At 61.6% G+C, this 14045-nt stretch carries 13 protein-coding genes and 1 pseudogene; 8 read left to right on the forward strand and 6 right to left on the reverse strand.

The window, feature by feature from the left end; all coding sequences use genetic code 11:
- Nucleotides 1-103: 103 nt before the first annotated feature.
- Both RS887_RS29625 and RS887_RS29630 read right to left on the reverse strand, forming a co-directional pair.
- Entirely contained in the window at nt 104-946 is an 843-nt protein-coding gene (locus RS887_RS29625; RefSeq protein ID WP_322618186.1) for an NAD-dependent protein deacetylase, read from the reverse strand.
- A 133-nt stretch (nt 947-1079) separates the two neighbouring features.
- On the reverse strand, nt 1080-2126 hold the full coding sequence (locus RS887_RS29630) for a class I SAM-dependent methyltransferase (RefSeq protein ID WP_322618260.1): 1047 nt from the start codon (nt 2124-2126) through the stop codon (nt 1080-1082).
- Nucleotides 2127-2628: 502 nt separating this feature from the next.
- Between RS887_RS29630 and RS887_RS29635 the strand changes: the two genes are divergently transcribed.
- The 4 genes and pseudogenes from RS887_RS29635 to RS887_RS29650 all read left to right on the forward strand — a co-directional run bounded on the left by RS887_RS29635 (nt 2629) and on the right by RS887_RS29650 (nt 7241).
- On the forward strand, nt 2629-3963 hold the full coding sequence (locus RS887_RS29635; RefSeq protein ID WP_322618187.1) for an acetamidase/formamidase family protein: 1335 nt from the start codon (nt 2629-2631) through the stop codon (nt 3961-3963).
- 170 nt (nt 3964-4133) lie between these two features.
- On the forward strand, nt 4134-4976 hold the full coding sequence (locus RS887_RS29640; RefSeq protein WP_322618188.1) for a DUF692 domain-containing protein: 843 nt from the start codon (nt 4134-4136) through the stop codon (nt 4974-4976).
- Nucleotides 4969-5724 carry a DNA-binding domain-containing protein gene (locus RS887_RS29645; RefSeq protein ID WP_322618189.1) on the forward strand — a complete coding sequence of 252 codons (756 nt, stop codon included), beginning with the start codon at nt 4969-4971 and terminating at the stop codon, nt 5722-5724. Before RS887_RS29640 ends, RS887_RS29645 begins: the two co-directional genes overlap by 8 nt.
- 492 nt (nt 5725-6216) lie before the next feature.
- Nucleotides 6217-7241: pseudogene (locus tag RS887_RS29650) on the forward strand (IS110 family transposase).
- A gap of 522 nt (nt 7242-7763) precedes the next feature.
- Here the strand turns inward: RS887_RS29650 and RS887_RS29655 are convergent.
- Both RS887_RS29655 and RS887_RS29660 read right to left on the reverse strand, forming a co-directional pair.
- Complete coding sequence (locus RS887_RS29655; protein WP_322618190.1) at nt 7764-9074, reverse strand: ATP-binding protein; 1311 nt, start codon at nt 9072-9074, stop codon at nt 7764-7766.
- The gene (locus tag RS887_RS29660; protein ID WP_008023822.1) at nt 9071-9811 is read right to left on the reverse strand and encodes a response regulator; all 741 of its coding nucleotides are present in this window, start codon (nt 9809-9811) and stop codon (nt 9071-9073) included. The genes RS887_RS29655 and RS887_RS29660 overlap by 4 nt, the downstream gene beginning before the upstream one ends.
- Before the next feature lie 306 nt (nt 9812-10117).
- Here RS887_RS29660 and RS887_RS29665 point away from each other — a divergent pair, with 306 nt between their 5' ends.
- The 3 genes from RS887_RS29665 to RS887_RS29675 all read left to right on the forward strand — a co-directional run bounded on the left by RS887_RS29665 (nt 10118) and on the right by RS887_RS29675 (nt 12049).
- Nucleotides 10118-10381, forward strand: coding sequence for a DUF2790 domain-containing protein (locus RS887_RS29665; RefSeq protein ID WP_322618191.1), 264 nt, complete (start codon nt 10118-10120; stop codon nt 10379-10381).
- A gap of 48 nt (nt 10382-10429) precedes the next feature.
- The gene (locus RS887_RS29670) at nt 10430-10684 is read left to right on the forward strand and encodes a hypothetical protein (RefSeq protein WP_322618192.1); all 255 of its coding nucleotides are present in this window, start codon (nt 10430-10432) and stop codon (nt 10682-10684) included.
- Nucleotides 10685-10831: 147 nt separating this feature from the next.
- On the forward strand, nt 10832-12049 hold the full coding sequence (locus RS887_RS29675; protein WP_322618193.1) for a cytochrome c biogenesis protein DipZ: 1218 nt from the start codon (nt 10832-10834) through the stop codon (nt 12047-12049).
- A gap of 17 nt (nt 12050-12066) precedes the next feature.
- On the opposite strand, the gene RS887_RS29680 is transcribed toward RS887_RS29675, so the two are convergent.
- On the reverse strand, nt 12067-12528 hold the full coding sequence (locus RS887_RS29680; protein WP_322618194.1) for a GNAT family N-acetyltransferase: 462 nt from the start codon (nt 12526-12528) through the stop codon (nt 12067-12069).
- A 76-nt stretch (nt 12529-12604) separates the two neighbouring features.
- A complete protein-coding gene (locus tag RS887_RS29685; RefSeq protein WP_322618195.1) occupies nt 12605-13582 on the reverse strand; it encodes an AraC family transcriptional regulator in 978 nt (325 codons plus the stop codon).
- Nucleotides 13583-13761: 179 nt separating this feature from the next.
- On the opposite strand from RS887_RS29685, the gene RS887_RS29690 reads away from it, so the two are divergent.
- Complete coding sequence (locus RS887_RS29690) at nt 13762-14031, forward strand: DUF4242 domain-containing protein (protein WP_322618196.1); 270 nt, start codon at nt 13762-13764, stop codon at nt 14029-14031.
- Nucleotides 14032-14045 lie beyond the last annotated feature (14 nt).

Consider the following 14045-nt stretch of genomic DNA (forward strand, 5'->3'; position numbering starts at 1 on the left):
AGCCTGCTCGCGAAAAAGCCAAGGCCACCGTTGGCATCTGGTTTTACGCATTATCGTTCACGACCTTCGCGAGCAAGCTCGCTCCTACAAGGGGCCGGTTTGATCAGAGTGACAAGCGCTGCGCCAACAACGGCAACAGCCGCTCACAAGACCCCTCGATCTTCATATCCAGAATCTCGTCCGCTCGGGTCTTTCCCAAGTTGATCGCAATCAACGGCTTGCCCTGATCCACCACCGCCCGGCACAGGCGAAACGCCGAATAGGCCATCAACGACGAGCCGATCACCAACAGCCCGTTAGCCTGCTCGACGGCGGCCATCGCCCTGGCCGCCGTGGCCTGCGCGACGTTTTCGCCAAAAAACACCACATCCGGCTTCATCCGTTCCCCGGCGCAATGCGGGCAGTGCGGGACCTGGAAGCGTGCCTCGAAGGCCGGGTCGAGCAAGGTGTCGCCGTCCGGCGCCTGCACGGCGTCGACGCCTGCCAGATACGGGTTTTGCGCTTCCATCAATTGCTGGATCGAATCGCGCTCGCTGCGCCGGCCGCAATCCAGGCACAACACCCGGTGCAAACTGCCGTGGAGTTCGATCACGTCATGACTGCCGGCCTGGTCGTGCAGGGTGTCGACGTTCTGGGTGATCAACCCGCTGATCTGTCGCGTGCCCTGCAGACTGGCCAGGGTGTCGTGGGCCACGTTCGGCTGCGCCTGACGCACCCGTGGCCAGCCGAGCATCGCCCGTGCCCAATAGCGTCGCCGGGATTGCGGGGCAGAGAGAAACTCCTGGTACATCATCGGCTGCCGGCCACGGCGCACGCCCTGGTTGTCGCGATAATCCGGAATGCACGAGGGCGTGCTGATGCCAGCCCCGGTCAGGACCGCGAACGGCGCGTCGGCCATGAGTTGATGGAGGCGATCGAGCTGTTCGTGGATCAGGTTGTCGAACATGCTGGGAAACCTGTAGGAGCGAGCATGCTCGCGATGGTCGTCAACGATAACACTGTAAGCCTGACACCCCGCGGCGTGATCGCGTTTATCGCGAGCAGGCTCGCTCCTACACCCACAGAGCTGGCGGCGGTGTTTATTTGCGTGCCTCCAGAATCAGGTTGAACGGCGTTTCGGTGGCCCGGCGAAAGCGCGTGAATCCAGCCTCTGTAAACACCTTGCGCAACCGCGCTTCGCCGGCCTGGGCGCCGAGGCCGAGGCCGACTTCCTGGGACAGCGAGTTCGGCGTGCAAATAAACGTCGAGGCGGCGTAGAACAGGCGTCCGACCGGGTTGACGTTGTCGTCGAGCAAGTCGTTGGCGTAGGGCTCGACCAGCAGCACCGTACCGTCGTCTTTCAGCGACTCATAGGCATGTCTGGCCGCGCCCACCGGGTCGCCCATGTCGTGCAGACAGTCGAAGTAGCAGATCAGGTCGTAGTCGCTGCCGGGGTAGCTTTTGGCCGTGCCCTGGAAGAACCGGGCCCTACCGGACACACCGCCTTCTTCGGCCCGTTGGGTGGCAACGGTAACGGACGGCGCGTGGTAGTCGAAACCGACGAAGCGCGAATCCGGAAACGCCTGGGCCATGATCACCGTCGAGGCGCCATGGCCGCAGCCGATGTCCGCCACTTTGGCCCCGGCTTCCAGTTTGGCCACCACGCCGTCGAGGGCCGGCAACCATTCGGCGACCAAATGGGCTTTGTAGCCGGGGCGGAAGAAGCGTTCGGTGCCGCTGAACATGCACGGATGGTGTTCTCCCCACGGCAGGGCGCCGTTGCCGCGCATGGCGTTGACCAGCTTGTCCTTGTCGTGGAAAAACGACGCGACGACACCGATGCCCCCGGCGATATAGACCGGTGAGTCTTCGATGGCCAAGGCCAGGGCTTGCTCTTCGGGCAGGCGGAACTGGCCGTCGTGGTGTTCCATGTAGCCGGAGGCGGCGTGGGCGCTGAGCCATTCGCGCAGCAGGCGGGTGTTGCAGCCGGTTTTCCCGGCCAGGGTTTCGGGGGTGATGGGCTGGCTGTCGGCCATCGCCCGGTACAGGCCGAGTTCTTCGCCGAGGATGACGTTGGCGAGCATCGCCGCGCCGCCCATGTCGTTCACCAGTTTGCCCATGAAATCGTTGAGTCTGGCCTCGTCCATCATGTGTGCTCCTTCAGCAGGATCACGGTCCAGGGGCATTGTCTGGTGGGGCTTTCGCCGCTGGGCGGTGGTCGTGGGAATGTGCAGGGCACCGAGCGGGTCCTGTGTGCATTGAGTTTAGTTCGGGCCTTGTACTGCGCGGTCTGGCGCGACGAAAGCGACGACTTTTCGGTAGACACCAGACCCTGTGGGAGCGGGCTTGCTCGCGAAGAGGCCGGCACATACATAGCAGATGTTGACTGACCCACCGCTTTCGCGAGCAAGCCCGCTCCCACAGGGGATTTGTGCTGTGTATCGCACTGTATCCAACCCCCCTGCGGATACAGTTTTCCCAACAGTCAGGCGTTGTCGAACACAAACCCGATACAAACCTGCGATGAACTGTGAAGGCCGTTTTGGCGCCGTTATTGCGTGGCGGCCAAGACGCTTTCCCTGGCCGTCGCCACCGACGGTCGTACGCTCCTGACTCTGTTCCGCGCCTGATGCGGTCAAGGGGATTTCCATGACAACGCTTGTGTCTCAAACCGATCCCGAGGTCACACCCGTGGATCGCCTGCGGGTCGATCACTACACCCATGGCATCATCGGCCCAAGCCAGCCGATGCTCGGGCCATTGGCCGACGGCGGCACGCTGATCACCGGTACACCGCCGGGCTGTTGGGGGCCAATGATCACGCCAGCCTTCGAGGGCGGGCATGAAGTGACGCAACCGGTGGCGATCGCCGGGGCGCAAATCGGTGATGCGGTGGCCATCAAGATCAAAAGCATGCGTGTGACGTCGCTGGCGACTTCGTCCGGGGTCATGAGCTTTGTCGAGGGGCGATACAACGGTGATCCGTTCGTCTCGAAATTCTGCTCCGCCTGTGGCACCGACCATCCCGCCAGCCATGTCGAAGGCATCGGCGCCGAGGCCATTCGCTGCAACCACTGTGGTGCCGAGGTCAGCGCGTTTCGTTTCAGCCACGGTTATGTGATTGTGTTCGATGCGCAGAACCAGGTCAGTCTGACGGTCAATCAGGACATCGCCAATCGTCTGGCGGGTAACGCTTCAGAAATGTCGGCACTGCCGCAATTCGCTGCCCAGCATTCGATCCTGTCCCTGGCCCGTGCCGACATCCCCGGCGTTGCGGCTCACATGCGGCCGTTTCTCGGTAACATCGGTACTCTGCCATCCCGGGACTTGCCCGACTCCCACAACTGCGCTGACTTCGGCCAGTACCTGATCAATGCGCCGCACCGTTTCGGCATGACCCGCGAAGAACTGCACGCGGCGAAAACCGACGGCCACATGGACACCAACTCGATCCGTGAAGGCTGCGTGCTGATTTGCCCGGTGAAAGTTCCCGGTGCCGGGGTGTACATGGGTGACATGCATGCCCAGCAGGGCAACGGCGAGATCGCCGGGCACGCTACCGATTGCTCCGGGGAAACCGAAGTGGTGGTGGAAGTGGTGAAGAACCTGACCCTGGAAGGGCCGATCCTGTTGCAAAACCTGGATGACTTGCCGCCGATGGCGCGGCCAATGAACGCCGGACAAAGGGCAAAAGTCCGTGAGCTGGGCGAGCGTTGGGGCCAGCACGAGATCGAACAGAGCGGGCCGATCACCTTCATCGGCAGCGGCGAGAACCTCAATCTGGCGGTGGAAAACGGCCTGCAACGCGCCGCTTCCGTCACCGGCCTGCCTTATGACGAAGTCCTCAACCGCGCCACCATCACCGGCTCGATCGACATCAGTCGCCTGCCGGGCACCGTGCGTGTGACGTTCCTGTGCCCGATGGCTGTGCTCGATCGCATGGGCATCGGCCATCTGGTGCGTGAGAAATACGATCTGGCCTGACAGCCGATGGCGGGTTTGTACCACAGTGTGTATGGACTTGCCGGCGATACAGACGCTGGCATTTTCCGGCACAAGTGAACACAGGCCCGATACACCCCTTCGATTAACTGTGTCTGACGGCGAGCATCCATTGGGTGCTCGCACCCCAGACACCGTTTGAGATCGACATCATGCAGACATCCATTCCCCCTGTAGCCAAGGCCAGCGCAGGGCTTGGCCTGCGTCGCGGTTTACTCAAAGACCTCCAGGCCGCACCGACAGGCGATTTCGACTTTCTGGAAGTCGCCCCGGAAAACTGGATCGGCATCGGCGGCGCTCACGGCGCGGCATTGCGGGCCCTGGCTGAACGCTATCCGTTGTCCTGTCACGGCCTGTCCCTGTCCCTGGGCGGGCCGTCGCCGCTGGACGTCGGGTTCTTGCAGGAAGTCCGGGGCTTTCTCGATCACTATCACGTGCCGCTGTACAGCGAGCACTTGAGCTATTGCAGCGATGACGGTCACCTGTACGACCTGTTGCCGTTGCCCTTCACCGAAGAAGCGGTGCATCACGTCGCCGCGCGGATTCGTCAGGCCCAGGACATCCTCGGTCGGCGTCTGGCGGTGGAAAACGTTTCCTATTACGCCGCTCCCCGACAGGACATGGACGAGGTGACATTCACCAATGCCGTGCTGCGCGAGGCCGATTGCGACCTGCTGCTGGACGTTAACAATGTCTACGTCAATTCGATCAACCACGGTTTCGAGCCTCAGGCGTTTCTCGCCGGCATCGATTCCGGTCGGGTGGTGGCCATGCACATTGCCGGGCATTTCGATGAATCCGATACCTTGAAGATCGACACCCATGGTGCTTCGGTCAAACCGGCGGTGTGGTCGTTGCTGACCCAGGCGTATGCCCGGTTCGGTGCGCAACCGACCTTGCTGGAGCGCGATTTCAATTTTCCGGCATTCGCCGAACTGGTGGCGGAACTGCAGACCATTCGCCGCTTGCAACAGGAGGGCGTGAACCGTGGATAAGTCGGGTCTCTTGCATCAACAAACCACCATGGGCCTGTACCTGCGCGACCCTGAACACAACGCGCCACCCGCCGGAATGGACCCTGCCCGGGCACAGGTTTACCGCGATCTGGTGTTCGCCAACCTGTCTTCGCTGCTCAGTGGCACCTTTCCAGTGTTGGTGAAGATGATCGGCAATGAACGCTGGGGTTCGCTGGTGCGGATTTTTTTGCGGGACTACCGGGCCCGTACACCGAAATTTGGTGAAATCGCTGAGGAGTTTGTCGAGTTTCTGGCGACCGGGCTTGAGGCATTGGGTGATGGGGGGTGGCCGCCGTTCATGGTGGAGCTGGCGCATTACGAGTGGGTGGAAATGGCGTTGCAACAGTCCGATGCGCAGCCCCTGGTTGTCGGTGATGCGGCGTTGTTGCTGGATCGGCCCTTGCAGGTGTCGCCGCTGGCCTGGCCGTTGGCGTATGCCTGGCCGGTGCAATTGTTGGGGCCGGATTATCAGCCGGATGCTTTGCCTGATCAGCCGACGTTTTTGCTGGTGCGTCGGGCTGAGGACTGGAGTGTGAGGTTTTCCGGGTTGAGTCCGTTGGCGTGGCGGTTGTTGCAGCGGATTGTGGAGTTTCCCAAGCTGACCGGGGTTGCGCAGTTGCAGGGGTTGGCGGTGGAGGCGGGGCAGGTGGGTTCTTCGGTGTTTTTCGAGGGTGGTTTGGGGTTGTTGCGGCAGTTGCATGAGGAGGGGGTTGTTGGGGTTGTTTGACCTTGGCGGCCTTTGGGCCGACCAGGTTCTTGGTTGATGCGTACATATCCGTTTTTTTGGTAACGGCGACTTAGGGTTTCGCCCTTACGGCGACTCACTTTTTTTAACAAGCGCCTTAAAAAAAGTAAGCAAAAAAAGCGCTCGCCCCGAACGTCCGGCCCCTCGCCAAGGCTCGGGGTTCCTTCGCTCCGGCATTCATCCGGGGGCATTGCCCTCCGGTCTGCTTCGCGACGACCTACATGCAATGAGTTCGACTACGTCGAACGGCGCTGCGCGCCATTCCCCGGATGAACACCTCCACTCAGCCTCCCGAGGGGGCGGGTGGATCAAGATCAAAAGCTGCAGGCGAGCTAACGCTCGGCCTGTTGAGTGGTGAAGAGCATGGGTGTACGCCGCCTTGCCTTTGCTCTGCTCTTCTAATGAAATGGCTCCCCCCCACACCCTGTGATCGCTCTCTAAGCTTTCACAGGGTGTCTTACGGAGGCTATTGCCATGAACAACGTTGCCATTGTCGCTATCGATCTAGGGAAACATACCTTCCATCTGCACGCGCAAGATGATCGCGGTCATGAGCTCTACCACAAGAAATTCAATCGCGCAGGTCTGGCCAGGCACCTGGCCAACCTTGAACCGTGCACGGTGGCGATGGAGGCCTGTGGTGGCGCCCACTACATGGCGCGGGAAGCGGCAAAATGGGGCCATGTGCCCAAACTCATTGCCCCCCACCTCGTGCGTCCCTACGTGAAAAGCAACAAGAACGACTTCGCCGATGCCATGGCGATTTGCGAGGCGGCGAGCCGCCCGACCATGCGTTTTGTGCCCCCTAAAACCGAAGCGCAACAAGCGCTGGCCATGCTCAATTCGCAACGCGACGCCTACATCAAGGAGCGTACGGCCAGCGTCAATCGGATTCACGCCGGCCTGTTAGAGGTCGGTATCAGCCTGTCCCCAGGCTTTCACGCCATCAAGGAACTGCCAGCGCTGCTGGAGGCGTGTTCATTTTCTGCGCAGATCAAACAAATCCTGCTGGGGCTGCGTGAGCACTTCAATTATCTGGACGGGCAGGTCAAGGCACTGGACAAGCAGGTTGAACGCCAGGCCGCTGAAGATGATCTGGCTTCTCGCCTGATGACAATTCCTTGCGTCGGTCCGATCACCTCCAGCGTCCTGGCTGCGGAGTTGGGCAACGGTCAGCAGTTCAGCGCGGTCGAGACTATTCAGCCTCGATTGGGTTGGTGCCCAAGCAACACTCCACCGGCGACAAGACGGTACTTTTGGGGATCAGCAAACGCGGTGACCGGAATCAGAGACGGCTGCTTATCCAGTGCGCCCGTGTGTATCTGATGGGGCTGGAACGACAGACAGGAGCGCTGGCCGATTGGGTCCGCCAACTGCTGGCTCGCCATCATTCCAACCGTGTGGTCTGCGCCTTGGCCAACAAACTGGCAAGAATCGCCTGGTCGATCGCCGCTCACCACGATGAATTCAAGGCGGGGTCAAGCGCGATGAACGCTTGACCTCGCTGCCACCCGAGCACCACCCACCTGGTTTTGCGATGCTGGATAACAGATGACGTGAACGGCCAACCGGCCTGACGACTACCCTGGCTCCCACAAGGCTGAAAAAGCCTTCTTTCTATGAAGGGCCGTCAGGCGCGATTCTCATCGAGGCGCAGGGTCGCCACCCAGACGCCGGATAGATGAAAGCAAGCCAAACACGCATCAAAAACAGTATTGCAGAAATGGGGGGATCCATAGATGTGGGAGCGAGCTTGCTCGCGATGGCGGCCTGCCAGCCGACCAATTTCTTGCAGTTGTACTCGGCCCAACTGTGGGAGCGAGCCTGCTCGCGAAGGCGCCCTACCAGCCGACCGGCATTTCGCGGATGTACCCAGTCCCTGTGGGAGCGGGCTTGGTCCGGGCGGCGATCCGACGATGGCGGCCTGTCAGCCGACCAGTCTCTCAAGGATGTCCACAACTCAAACTGTGGGAGCGAGCCTGCTCGCGAAGACGCCCTGCCAGCCAACCATTTCCTTACGGCTAGCCCGGCAATCTCAGCTCCGCGCACAACCCGCCGCCTTCACGGTTGCTCAAGGTCAACGCCCCGCCAATCGCGATCGCCAGTTGCTGGGCAATCGCCAACCCCAGCCCGGTGCCGCCGGTGCTGCGGTTGCGGGAGTTTTCCACGCGGTAGAAGGGTTCCATCACTTGTTTCAGTTCTTCCTCGGCGATTCCCGGGCCTCGGTCGAGGATTTTGATCGACAGGTTGCCATCGGCCTGTTTTTCCACCCGCAACTCGGCAGCACCGGCAAACTTCAGCGCATTGTCCGTCAGATTGACCAGCACCCGGCGCAAGGCGTGGGGGCGGGTGTCGATGACGGCTGCACTCTTGCCTGTGAGCTGAACGTCCTTGCCCATGTCCTGGTAGTCGAACACCAGGCTGTCGAGGAACGAGTCGAGGTCGGTGCGGCGGCTTTCTTCGGTGGCGCCGTGGATGCTGCGGGCGTAGGCCACGCCTTCGCGTACCAGGTGTTCCATCTCGCCCAGGTCGTTCCACAGTTTGTCTTTTTCGCTGGAGTCGTCCATGAACTCGGCGCGCAGTTTCATGCGGGTGATCGGGGTTTGCAGGTCGTGGGAAATCGCCGCGAGCAATTGCATGCGTTCCTTCAGGTACGCCGCGATGCGTGCCTGCATCGAGTTGAAGGCTCTGGCGGCATGGGCGACTTCGGTCGGGCCTTTTTCGTTCAGGAGCACTGGGTGGGCATTGGGGTCCAGGTTCTCGACAGCGTCGGCGAGGCGGGTGAGGGGGCGGATGGCGATTCTGACCGCCAGCCAGGAGCAGGCCAGCATCAGCGCCAGTTGCCCGAGCAACACAATGGGCAGCCAGGGCGACAACGGGACCATCGCCGGGCGGACGTCGATGGTCAGTGGGCTGCCATCGGCCAGGTTCAAGTGCACTTGGAAATGTTTGTTTGGTCCGGGGATGTCGGTAAAGGTCATCGGGTAATCGTGACCGATGGCGTCCTTGATCGAGGCGATGGCGATGGGCGCATCGGGCATGTCGGTGCGTATGGGTGTGCCCGGGGAGCCCTCATTGAGCAGGTAACGGTAATTGCGTCGATCCAGTTGTTGCAGCCAGCCGGTCCGCTCATTGGCGGGCAAGCGGTCGAGGATGGCAATGGACGTGGAAACGTCGGTTTCCAGATTGCCGAGCATGGTGTTTTTCGAGGATTCGTAGCGCTCGTAATATTGCGCGCCGAAGGACAGCGCCTGGGCGAGGATCAGGCCGATCAGGAATATCAGCGACAGCCGCGAGGCCAGGGTGCGCGGCCAATGAAGCGCCTGCGTCATGATTGATCGCCCAGGATTTCCACCGGCAGGGAAAATACATAGCCTTCGCTGCGCACGGTCTTGATGTAGGCCGGTTCGCGGGCATCGTCCAGCAGGCGCTGGCGCAGGCGACTGACCAGCAGATCGATGGAGCGGTCGAACAGGTCGGCGTCGCGGCCCTGGGTCAGGTTGAGCAATTGATCACGGTTGAGCACCCGTTGCGGGTGATCGAGAAATACCCGCAGCAATCGATACTCGGCACCGCTCAAGGCGACCATGGTGCCGTCTGCATCGAGCAGGTGACGCGCCGAGGTATCCAGGCGCCAGCGGCCGAAGGCCAGCAGGCGGCTGGCTTCGGTCACCACCAGGTTCGGCGGCAGCATGCGGGTGCGCCGCAGCACCGCGTTGATCCGCGCCAGCAGTTCACGGGCCGCGAACGGCTTGACCAGGTAGTCGTCGGCGCCCATTTCCAGGCCGAGGATGCGGTCGGTTTCATCGTTGCGGGCGGTGAGCATCAGCACCGGCGTGGCCTTGTGTTTGCCGGCGCGCAATTCGCGGCACAGCAGCAGGCCATCGTCCCCCGGCATCATGATGTCCAGCACGATCAGGTCTACCGGGGTGGTTTCCAGAAAAGCGCGCATCTGCCGTCCATCCGCCACGACGGTGGTGCGCAGGCCGTTCTTCTTCAGGTAGTTGCCTACCAGCTCGCGGATTTCGCGGTCATCGTCAACGATGAGGATGTGATCAACGTGATCCATTGGGCCAAACCTCTGATGAATGGGGATTGCCACACAGTCTATCGAGCCAGGGCGGGGTCGCCTGCCGCCCTTTGTATTGCAGTGTATCCGGCCTGCCTGCGGATACACACGAAGGCAAAAAAGCCGGTTTTCAGCGGTTTTGTATTGCTTTGTATCCAGGCACCGTTCTGATACGTACCGATTGATTCTCGCCGATTTCCGACACAGACGAGATACCTCGCAGGCTTTTAATAGGTTCCATCGAGGCAAACCAGAGCGCCTCGGCCCAACGAACAGTTGACCTGTTGAAACCTTGAGGAGTCCGCCATGAACACCAAAGCCATCTACGCCGCATGCCTGTTTGCCGCACTGAACATCTGCACCTTGTCGGCCCGTGCCGAAGCCGATGTCGCCCCTAAAACCTACACCTACGGCACCCAACTTGACATCAGGAAGGTGGTGGCGTTGACCGAGGACACTGCACCTTCCTGTGGCGTGGTGAATGCGCGGCTGACGTACCTCGATTCCCAATCGAAAACCCAGGTGCTGGATTACCGCAAATTCGCTGACAACTGCAACTCGGAAAACTGAGTGTTGCGATCAACCACCGCTTAATCCATTTGAAACAGGAAGGACATCATGAACAACTTTTCCCGCTACCTGACCGCCATCGCCTTTACCGTCGCCGGTGCGGCAGCCCATGCCAACGCCGCTGTCGAGCAAAGCGCCTGCGCCAGCAACACCTGCTTCCAGCTCACGCCGGTAGCAGAGAAGGGCACCCAGGGCTTCCTGGCGCAAGACGGTTCCAGCCGTACGCCGCAAGGGCAGATGCTCGCCGAGAACGGCACCAGCCGTACGCCTCAGGGGCAACGATTGGATGAGCAAACAGCTTGAGAACACCCCCAATCCACTGTAGGAGCGGGCTTGCCCGCGAAGACGTCGGCACATTCGATAGAGATGTCACCCGCAAGGCCGCCTTCGCTGGCAAGCCAGCTCCTACAGTAATGATGTGTCGCCCTTTAACCTGTATCAGGTGATCCCATGTTACTCATCGCTTTCCTGGGCGGCATATTGACCGTCCTCAGCCCGTGCATCCTGCCGGTCGTGCCTTTCCTGTTCGCCGGAGCCGACCGCACACGCTCCTCGATCCTGCTTACACTCGGCGGCATGGTCCTGACCTTTGCCCTGGTCTCCAGCCTGGCGGTAGTCAGCAGCGAGTGGGTGATTCGGGCCAGCAACACCGGCCGCCACGTAGCGCTGGCGGTGATGGTGCTGTTCGCCCTGTCGCTGATCTCCGCCCGGGTCGGTGACTGGCTGGCCCGTCCCTTCGTGTTGCTGGGCAATCGCATCGACCCGGACTCGCGCAAGATGTCCGGGCCGCTGGCTTCGATCATGATCGGTGTCGCCACCGGGCTGCTCTGGGCACCCTGCGCCGGGCCGATCCTCGGGGTGATTCTGACCAGCGCCATGCTGCAGGGCGCGAACGCCGGCACCAGTCTGTTGTTGGTGGCCTATGGCGCGGGCAGTGCGCTGTCCCTGGGGACCTTGATCTTTGCCGGTCGCGGCCTGGTCAATCGCTTGAAACCGTCGATTCCGGTCACCGGCTGGTTGCGTCGCGGTGCCGGGGTTGCAGTGCTGGCCGGTGCGGCGGTGATTGCAACAGGGGCCAATGACCTGCTGCTGACCAACACCTCATCCGAAGGTGTCAGCCGTGTCGAAAAAGGCGTGCTGGAAACCGTGCCAAAAGTCGTCGATTACCTGGTCAGCAAGGTCAAGGCCGACAGCGCCATGGACAATGCTCAAGGCGCGATGCCGTCGCTGTCCGGCGCAGTGGACTGGCTCAACTCGCCCGCACTGACCAACGAAGCCCTGAAAGGCAAAGTGGTGCTGGTGGATTTCTGGACCTTCGACTGCATCAACTGCAAGCACACCTTGCCCTACGTGAAGGACTGGGCGAAGAAATATGAAAAGGACGGACTGGTGGTGATCGGCGTGCACACGCCCGAATACGGCTTTGAACGCATCATCGACAACGTCAAGGCCAAGGTGAAGGAATACGGCATCACCTACCCGGTGGCGATCGACAACAACTACGCGATCTGGCGCAACTTCGACAACCAGTACTGGCCGGCGCACTACCTGATCGATGCCAAGGGGCAGGTGCGTTACACCCACTTCGGTGAAGGCAGCTACGAGACTCAGGAAAAAATGATTCAGCAGTTGCTGGAGGAGGCCAGGGCCAGCGCACCAGCGGCGTAATCCGTTCGATCAATGGCTCACAGGTCTCGCGCCATGAGCCATTGATCTTTTTCCCATGCCTGGAAACGCTCCAGCAGCACCCAGCCGCGCTTGGCGTAATAAGCGCTTTGGTCTTGGGTGTGCAGGTAGATCCTCTTCTCGCCGCTGGCTTTGGCTTGCGCGCAAATGCCTTCGATCAAGCGCTCTGCCAGGCCCTTGCCGCGTGCCTCGGGGGTGATGAACACACAAGCGAGCCACGGCCCCAGATCCGGGCGGTGGGCCAGGTCGGCCCTGGCCAGCGCTGCGCCGCCCAATAGCTCGTCGTGGTCGAGGGCGATCAGGCACTTCCAGTCCCCGTTGTCTTGGCCGTCGGCAAATTCCCGTTGCCATTCGGGCAGGGGCTGTTCGGCGTATTCGTATTGGAACTGCTGGTGGATCCACGAAGCGAATGTGTTGCTGTGCTGCATATGTCGAGCAAGCCAGTCCAGGCGGAGTGCCATGTTGTGAGTCCTTTCAGAGGTCAGTCGCTGGGTAGCGAGAGTAGCCGGCCCGGGCGGTGCTGTCGCCCCCGCTGGTTCAGCGACCGTTCAAGTGATTCGAGGCTGCCTGACCGCGCCGCCACGCCGCCGGCGGTGCTCCAAACTCACGCCGGAAAGCCCGGCTGAAGGCGGTGTCGGTCTGGTAGCCGACTTCTTCGGCGATCCGCGTCAATGAGCTGTTGCTGCTGCGTAACAGGTTGGCGGCGAGCAACATGCGCCATTGCGTCAGGTACTGCATCGGTGACATCCCCACCAGTTGCTGGAAGCGTTCGGCCAACACCGATCTGGAGGTGCTGGCGGTGCGCGCCAGTTCGTCCAGCGTCCAGGCGTGGCAGGGTTTTTTGTGCAAGGCGTTGAGGGCGGCACCGACGATGCGGTCACGCACGCCGGCCAGCCAGCCGGTACGGCCTTCGCCCTGTTCGTTCATGTACAGGCGCAGCACTTCGATGAACAGCACTTCGGCGAGTTTGGCCAATACCCCTTCGCCGCCGGGGCGGGGCGAACGGGCTTCGGCAAGGGCATAGCGCACGGAGGATTCCAGCCAGACACCGGCACTCGAACCGCGCACATTGACCCGCACCACGGCCGGCAATCCCTTGAGCAACATGCCCGCCAGCCGCGTGTCGCACGCCAGGTAGCCGCACACCAGGCGGGTGACCGCGCCACCGCCGCCATAACTCAACTGCCGGGGCCGGCGCGCCAGCACCGCATCCAGTCGTGCACCCGTGGCCGGGGGCAATCCCGGTCGGGAGCACATGCGATGAGCATCGCCCTGAGGGAAGATCACCACGTCGCCCGCGCTCAGCAGCAGCGGCGGGTCATCGCCCAGTTCGACGTAGCACTCGCCCTCGGTGATCAGGTGAAAGATCACCACCCGTTCTGCATCGGGCTCCAGAAACGGCGCCGCCGTGTTGGCACTGGGCGACTGGTAGCACCAGGGCGCGGTGAACCGGGCGTTGATGAAGATCGCGCCGACCAGGTGCACGACGCGCAGGGTCTGTGACAGGGCGTCCATTGGGGTTTCCCGTGGAAGGATTTCTGATTGTGAACGCCTCGGCGTGCAACGTGGAATCTCCGGACGATCGGGCAGGCCTGGCCGACGATCGGGCAGGACGCCAACGCCCGTCACGACGATAGTTTTTCTACGGGGTCGATACCGGCCCTGCCACCCAGAACAAGAAAAGAGAGGTTGCCATGCCGAAGTTCGTGATTGAACGCGAGATCCAGGGCGCCGGAGCATTGTCGGATAGGGATTTGAAAGCCGCTTCGCAAAAGTCCTGCCGGGCGTTGCGTGAGTTGCCAGAGGTGCAGTGGCTGCAGAGTTATGTCACCGGTGACAAGCTCTACTGCGTGTATATAGCGCCGAGCGAGGCGCAGATCCAGGAGCACGCCAGAATCAGTGGTTTTCCCGCCAACCGCATTTCCCGGGTCATGAACATCATCGATCCGACGACGGCGGAGTAACCACGGCCGGACCC

Source organism: Pseudomonas sp. BIC9C (assembly GCF_034541995.1).
Classification (GTDB): domain Bacteria; phylum Pseudomonadota; class Gammaproteobacteria; order Pseudomonadales; family Pseudomonadaceae; genus Aquipseudomonas; species Aquipseudomonas fluorescens_CC.

Bases quoted from the DNA above. Each gene is read 5' to 3' on its own strand.
- RS887_RS29625 (WP_322618186.1), bottom strand. From the start codon at position 946: ATGTTCGACAACCTGATCCACGAACAGCTCGATCGCCTCCATCAACTC.
- RS887_RS29630 (WP_322618260.1), bottom strand. From the start codon at position 2,126: ATGGACGAGGCCAGACTCAACGATTTCATGGGCAAACTGGTGAACGAC.
- RS887_RS29635 (WP_322618187.1), top strand. From the start codon at position 2,629: ATGACAACGCTTGTGTCTCAAACCGATCCCGAGGTCACACCCGTGGAT.
- RS887_RS29640 (WP_322618188.1), top strand. From the start codon at position 4,134: ATGCAGACATCCATTCCCCCTGTAGCCAAGGCCAGCGCAGGGCTTGGC.
- RS887_RS29655 (WP_322618190.1), bottom strand. From the start codon at position 9,074: ATGACGCAGGCGCTTCATTGGCCGCGCACCCTGGCCTCGCGGCTGTCG.
- RS887_RS29660 (WP_008023822.1), bottom strand. From the start codon at position 9,811: ATGGATCACGTTGATCACATCCTCATCGTTGACGATGACCGCGAAATC.
- RS887_RS29665 (WP_322618191.1), top strand. From the start codon at position 10,118: ATGAACACCAAAGCCATCTACGCCGCATGCCTGTTTGCCGCACTGAAC.
- RS887_RS29670 (WP_322618192.1), top strand. From the start codon at position 10,430: ATGAACAACTTTTCCCGCTACCTGACCGCCATCGCCTTTACCGTCGCC.
- RS887_RS29675 (WP_322618193.1), top strand. From the start codon at position 10,832: ATGTTACTCATCGCTTTCCTGGGCGGCATATTGACCGTCCTCAGCCCG.
- RS887_RS29680 (WP_322618194.1), bottom strand. From the start codon at position 12,528: ATGGCACTCCGCCTGGACTGGCTTGCTCGACATATGCAGCACAGCAAC.
- RS887_RS29685 (WP_322618195.1), bottom strand. From the start codon at position 13,582: ATGGACGCCCTGTCACAGACCCTGCGCGTCGTGCACCTGGTCGGCGCG.
- RS887_RS29690 (WP_322618196.1), top strand. From the start codon at position 13,762: ATGCCGAAGTTCGTGATTGAACGCGAGATCCAGGGCGCCGGAGCATTG.